Raw genomic sequence first — 6358 nt, 5'->3', positions numbered from 1 at the left:
TTCAGCAAAGGTTTCCAGTTGTCCGGCATAGTAAAATGGCATATTATATAATGTGTATTGTTTGCCGGAAGGCAAACGTATCAAATCGGAAGTCAAGGGTCCGTTCCATAGACGCAAAGCAATGTCCTCTTGGGACTCATCCATATACTGATGCAAAGAACGCAGCTTAGAATTATCCCCCGTCTTCACCTCAACAGGTATCAAATGTGATTTATATTTATATACAAAGTCCACCTCCGCTTGTGAATTACGGGCATCGCGAACCCAAAACATGCGTTTGCCTCCAAAGGCAAAAGAAGCCCCCAACAATTCCTGTCCTACTACCTGTTCAGCAATATGCCCATTCCATAATTCATCTGTATCAGAAGTGAACAACAAACTCTCCTGCATTCCAGCTACATAATTAACCAATCCAGTGTCCAACCACAACAATTTTGGACTTCTTTTCAAATCCGGAAGAATAGGAAATGAAGTGGAAATCAATGGATAGACCAGTTCCAACAAAAGAGTTTTCTCCAAAGTTCTGAACGCATTACCCATTTCTGCCGACTTATAGGAAGAACTACAGAATTTGGAGAACTGGAAGCGTTGCCCGGCCAATCCCCAGCCGTAATTCAGAATATAGCGAAGGATATCTTGCTCTTTAGGACGTTGTGCATACTTTTCGATGTCATCTTTGTAGCCGGACAATAAAGAATTAAATATCTCATTCAAACTCACCCAGTCTTTCCGTTTGGCATAATTCGCCACAGCTTCAGGAAGCCCTCCCACAATCATATACTTTTTAAATAAATCCATCACATAACTATGTACTGACTGCGGCACTTCCAACTGTTCTATTTGCTCCACCAGAATATTCTCTCCCAATGCTCCCAGAAATTCAGTAAACGTACATGGATGTAACGCCATATATTCTACACGACCTACCGGAAAAGAAATATGGTTACCTACGAGACTTTCCAACAATGATCCGGCAGCTATCACATAGAGATCAGGACGTTTCTCATAAAAGTAACGAAGAACCTTTACGGCATCCGGAACATTTTGTATTTCATCTATGAAAATCAGGGTCCGTTGATTCTCCATCTTAATACCAGCTTTAGCATAAATACCCGCCAGTAAATCTTCAAAGGAAACGTCCATAGTAAACAGGTCGGCATTTACCTTCTCTTCCAGATTCAAATAGATGAATACATCAAACTCTTCTGCAAATATCTTGACCAATGTAGTCTTTCCCACTTGTCTTGCCCCTCTAAGCACCAGAGGCTTACGTCCTTCTTTTTCTGCCCATTGACGAAGGGCTTTAAGTGCTAATCTCTGAAACATATATAAATTATTAATAATCAGCACAAAGATAAGATATAAATACTAAAACCAAAGCAAAAAGATGCATTTTTCAGACTAAAACCAAAGCAAAAATCTTATTTTCCTGTACTAAAACCAAAGCAAGACTTATCAAATTTGCAACTACACCCCTAATAATTATTGATAAGTATCTTTATAGGTGTATATAACCTTAACATGTTCGTTTATTTCGCTTTCGTATATGACTTTAGATTTCAACATTTTTGTTTCTTAAATAAGTGCAATAATTGTATCCCTATCCCCATTGTAAGCATACGTTCTTTTTTATTTGCCAATAAGTTTTGAGTCCAGTTAAGTAATCCTCCATCACCTATTTCATGTTCTACCCCATCAATAATAATCTTAGCTTTAATTCTAATGCCGTAGTAATAATTATTATGTGAATCTGATTTGGCAATACGAATATCCAAACCGCTATTTTTAGTATAAAAAAAGGCATCTGATACCAATTGACTTTTTTCATCATATCCTTTGCAGGGTATAATTTCAAAGAATATATTTTCAAATCCAAAGACTTCTTTGCAGACCTTCTGTGTTATGGCTAAATGTTTATGTAATTCAGTTCTTTCAAATTCAAAACTACCCGTATCCATACCGCACGAGATTAGGCACAAAAGAGGAAAATGAGGCGTAAAATTTGGGTTTGAGAAAACCTGAGTTCTTATAACTCTTGATACATTACCAAAATTATATGTTTTCTCAGACAGTTCATTACTTTTCTTTAATGAAGCATAATGCAAAGCTATTGCATTTGTTGGGTCGGACTGAACTTCCGTGTTTCTTAGTGCTGTAAGAACTTTTTTTTGATTTACTGTTGCCATTACACTACTTGTACCTAATTGAGCAACAGGGGATAACTCAATTAATTCATAGTTGTTATTCGCAATTATTTTACAGCATTCCAATTCTTCCTCTTTAAATTCCAGAAAATCTAATTGTGCAGGTTTAGCCAATTTGTTTTTACTGTATTTACTCAATAAGGAAGATGGTGTTTCTTTTGTGGTACGCCTGTCAAACACCTCTAATAGCAAAGAGTTTAACTCTGAACCACTCAATTTATCGGACAGTATATCAACTATTTCATTTAGATTACACCTGCTAATTATATGTTTTATTGCTTCATCTTTCATATATTCATAATGCTATATATGTATTCATTAAATATTAGTCCTTCTTTTATGACCTTGCTGAGTCCTTATGGACTTTGGCAATATTTTTCCTCATGAATGGCTTCATTCTTTCCATATAGCCATTTCTTTTAATCAGTGTCTTAGGAAATTCCATACGCTAAAAGTTTTAAGTATACTTCAAACTTTCAAGGAATATAGTTGATACATTCCAAAGATGATGCGCATTTATCCCTCCATGGAATTCGGAAGAAGCAGAGACAATAGGCGAAAACAGAAACACTACAACGGCGTAGTGACGCTGGAGGATTACTGTAACATCGACAAATCGACCTTGTAATAAGTTGGCGCCACATTACTCTTTTCAAGGAACATCACCATGTAAATGGGAGCATACACTAATTTGCCCTCCACTCGTAGATTATCATTACAGAAGACTACAGCCTCAGAAAGATCATACTCTTTACAATCCATGATATTAGACAGAGCACGATGCACCTCATAATCTTTTCCCGACTTCACCTCGATGGGTAATACTTTACCGTCAAGTTCGATGACAAAGTCTAATTCGCCTCGCTTCTTATTGTTATAATAATAGGGTTCTATGCCATGCGCCACCAATTCTTGAGCAACCGCATTCTCGTATACGGAACCAAAATTAATATTCTTCTCACCCCTGATAATTCGTAATTGAATGCCTTCGGCATATTGAGCGGCGAGCAAGCCTATATCGTTCTGAAAAAGTTTGAACAGATTGCGTGAGCGAGCAAGCAATAAGGGTATCTTAGGTTCTTCCACATTATAAACAGATAATGCAACCCCCGCATTTTTCAACCAAAGAAAACTGTTCTGATAACGTTCAAACTTGGCATTCTCGTTGAGTTTCTTCAAGATAAACCGTTTATTCTTGGCATCGAGTTCAGGCGGAATGAGATTAAAAATCTCTTCTATATAAAGTTTGTTATCAGGATCATATTGAGCAATGTCACGCTTATACAAACGAATGATATCCTGCTGCACAGCCATTACTGCTTGCAAATTATTACTCTCAATATATTTGCTCACGGCAGCAGGCATACCGCCCACAACCAGATACAAGCGGAACAATTCCATGATTTTAGAGTGGACAAATTCATCCACCGCCACGCGACTTTCCCAAGCATTACGCAGAGAGTCGATTATCTTATCATTAATGCCCACACACGAAATAAACTCCTCGAAATCGAGGGGATACATATCTTTGATTCCCATATATCCCACAGGTTCCGAACGCAAATCCTTCAGCTCTACGCCAAGCAGTGACCCACTCAAAATATAACGATACGAACCCTCATCTACTAAGAATTTGATGGCTGTAACCATCTCAGGACACTTCTGTACCTCATCGAAAAATATGAGTGTTTCACCTTTAATCAGTGGAATTGTAGTCATAGCCGACAAACGAAACAGTATATCCGCACTCCCCTTTGCACCTCTAAAGACTTCTACGGCTTCAGGATTATCTATGAAGTTTATCTCGACAAAACTCTTGAACGACTTTCCAAATTCCCGGATAGAATAAGTTTTACCGATTTGGCGCGCACCGGTAACAAGCAAAGCATTACGAGTGGTCTCATAATAACGCTTAATGTAATGGTCAATCTTTCTTTTCAGCATGGCTTCTACAGTTTACCTTAAACGACGAAAACACCTATTTCCGTTTTTCCAAGACAAAACTACCATAATTACGCCACTTATCCAAGGCAAAGAGACACTTTTTATGCCACTTTTCCAAGAAGACAAAAAAACACCTGTCACTTTTTGCCATCAGGCAGAGCGAAATGGCTATTGCAAAACAAGCCTATTCAAGACTTAAATCAAAGCAAAACTCAAAAGACAAAGTAATGCTTAAAAAATAAGTTGGTGCATAAATGATAATTTATCGAAATGAAGAACTAAGAATGAAGAATGAAGAATTACCTTGCGGCATGCTTGCATAGCGCAGCCAAATTCTTCATTCATCATTCTTCATTAAATTACCATTTATGCGCTTACTCGCTGCACTTGCTTATGTACCAAGTTATTTTTTTAAGTGCTACTAAACAGAAAAGTTACGCAAAATGGAGAAACAAATCCATGATTTCGTTGTTAAATGTGAAAAAAGACGTATCTTTGCAACTGAACTATTTGACATGATGATATTTTAACATATATCATGTCCTCCTTCGGTTAGGTTAAAATGTAGCGATTTGTATCTAACGACCGGATGAGCGTAGCCTGTATCAGTTATTGGTACGGGCTTACTCTTCCTGCGTTAAGGGTGCGCTACATACCTGACCTTAGGGATAGAGTAATGTCCCGTACCTTTATAATAAAGCCATTATAGCCGTATAGGGATTGATTTTAAACTTATAATCAAACACTATATGGCTAATTGGTTATCTACAAAGTCAGTAGCTGAGAAATACGGCATACCGAAGGAGCAAATCCGGGAATGGATTAGGTTACGTTATCTGACATGCTCTTCTATAGGCACAGAACCTTACGAAGACGAGAATCCGTTAGTAGATACTGACGAGCTTGATAAGGCTCTTGAATTTAACTCACTAAAGTCTTGTCCTGACGATGCCATTATGGAGAGAGTGCGAAAAGATCATTTGAGTTGGCTTTATCAAGAGAAAGCACGCTTAGAAAAAATCAACGACGATTTATTAGAAATCAATTATCATCATACCCAACGGGAAGCTGAGTTGGAAGAGAATTTTGAAAAGATGATGAATTATACCAATGAAATTCTCGCGTTATATAAGAAAATAATGAAAGATTATGAGAACATGATGCTTGAGAAAGGAGGAGTCTGGCATTTTCTCTGTCACTTGTTTATCACGAAAAAGAACAAATCTCTCATCTAACCAATATATACCCCGTTTTTACAATCCTTTTCATCTTGTGAATACGGAGCTCGTGATGAACTCCGTATTCTTTTTTTAATCACATACTGTACGTTCTTCACGCAACAGCACACCTTCTTTCCATTCTTCCATCTTTACGGCAGGTACACCTCCCTCCTCTTCCATTCCTGAAAAATAGAACCGTTGTTCCCTGCCATCCTTCAGTGTTACAATCAGTCTATCTGCCGAAGGAGCAAATACAGACTGTACACTATTCTCTTTTTCAAAAGGCTCTATGACAGTCAGGTAACGAACCTGAGCAGCGTCTATGCGCACCCCGAAAGTAATGCGCCTTTCAGCCTCATCACCCAGAGGATAATCTCCACCGATAACTGTTTTCAGACGGACGGCCTGAAGCCCATCCAAATCAAAGGTATATTGAGCAGGAGTTTCAAAACCTGCATTCACAGGTTCGGCAGGAAGCCCCCAACTGTAGTTTTCTCCACTGATATTGATGCGGCCATCGGCATAGTCTCTGGTATTCCCAAAAGGATTATCCTGCACGTTGTTCCTGACAATCGGAAGATCGGCAAGGCGAATTTGTTTACCGTCTTTCGTTTCCAGAATGGCTTCTGCCCAGAATAGAGTTTTAGAACGGTTGGCATGTTGAGTAGCGGAGGACAGAGTTAGTTTCCGGATACCCGTAATATCAACATCCACCTTTCCTTCGCCCAGAATCCAGGCACCGAAACGGCCTTCGGCAAGTAGTTTACCATCTCCCTCTACCATGTACTTCAGGTTGCGCTGCGTTCCGTGATCTTCGGGAGCACGCCCGGTGTAAGCTGTGCGTTGGGTATTGGGCCAGGCATTGTAAATGTCCATATAAAGATTTCCCGGTTCACCGGATATACGCGTTCCACGGTTGTCGGCATCCGGACCGAACTTCGTCAGGAAGCTGGCTTTCAGGGTTCCTGTTACGGAGTAGTGATTGACTGG

4 protein-coding genes and 1 pseudogene are annotated in these 6358 nt (G+C 39.1%); 1 reads left to right on the top strand and 4 read right to left on the bottom strand.

What is annotated here, in order from left to right; all coding sequences use genetic code 11:
- From BN161_RS25780 to BN161_RS25770, 3 genes are all read right to left on the bottom strand, one after another.
- Positions 1 to 1326, bottom strand: a 1326-nt coding sequence (locus BN161_RS25780; RefSeq protein WP_044271765.1) for an ATP-binding protein, incomplete at its 3' end; no start/stop codon positions are given.
- Positions 1327 to 1559: 233 nt separating this feature from the next.
- Complete coding sequence (locus BN161_RS25775) at positions 1560 to 2495, bottom strand: hypothetical protein (protein ID WP_044271763.1); 936 nt, start codon at positions 2493 to 2495, stop codon at positions 1560 to 1562.
- Positions 2496 to 2801: 306 nt separating this feature from the next.
- Positions 2802 to 4148, bottom strand: coding sequence for an ATP-binding protein (locus BN161_RS25770; protein WP_044271761.1), 1347 nt, complete (start codon positions 4146 to 4148; stop codon positions 2802 to 2804).
- Between the two features lie 749 nt (positions 4149 to 4897).
- Here BN161_RS25770 and BN161_RS25760 point away from each other — a divergent pair.
- A complete protein-coding gene (locus BN161_RS25760; protein ID WP_044271757.1) occupies positions 4898 to 5383 on the top strand; it encodes a hypothetical protein in 486 nt (161 codons plus the stop codon).
- A 75-nt stretch (positions 5384 to 5458) separates the two neighbouring features.
- Here the strand turns inward: BN161_RS25760 and BN161_RS25755 are convergent.
- Positions 5459 to 6358 (bottom strand): annotated as a pseudogene (locus tag BN161_RS25755) (hypothetical protein); the annotation flags it as partial.

The organism is Bacteroides timonensis (assembly GCF_000513195.1).
GTDB lineage: Bacteria > Bacteroidota > Bacteroidia > Bacteroidales > Bacteroidaceae > Bacteroides > Bacteroides timonensis.
Note: the sequence above shows the minus strand (reverse complement) of the source record. Positions and strands in the feature narration are given on the sequence as shown.

Bases quoted from the DNA above. Each gene is read 5' to 3' on its own strand.
- BN161_RS25770 (WP_044271761.1), bottom strand. From the start codon at position 4,148: ATGCTGAAAAGAAAGATTGACCATTACATTAAGCGTTATTATGAGACC.
- BN161_RS25775 (WP_044271763.1), bottom strand. From the start codon at position 2,495: ATGAAAGATGAAGCAATAAAACATATAATTAGCAGGTGTAATCTAAAT.
- BN161_RS25760 (WP_044271757.1), top strand. From the start codon at position 4,898: ATGGCTAATTGGTTATCTACAAAGTCAGTAGCTGAGAAATACGGCATA.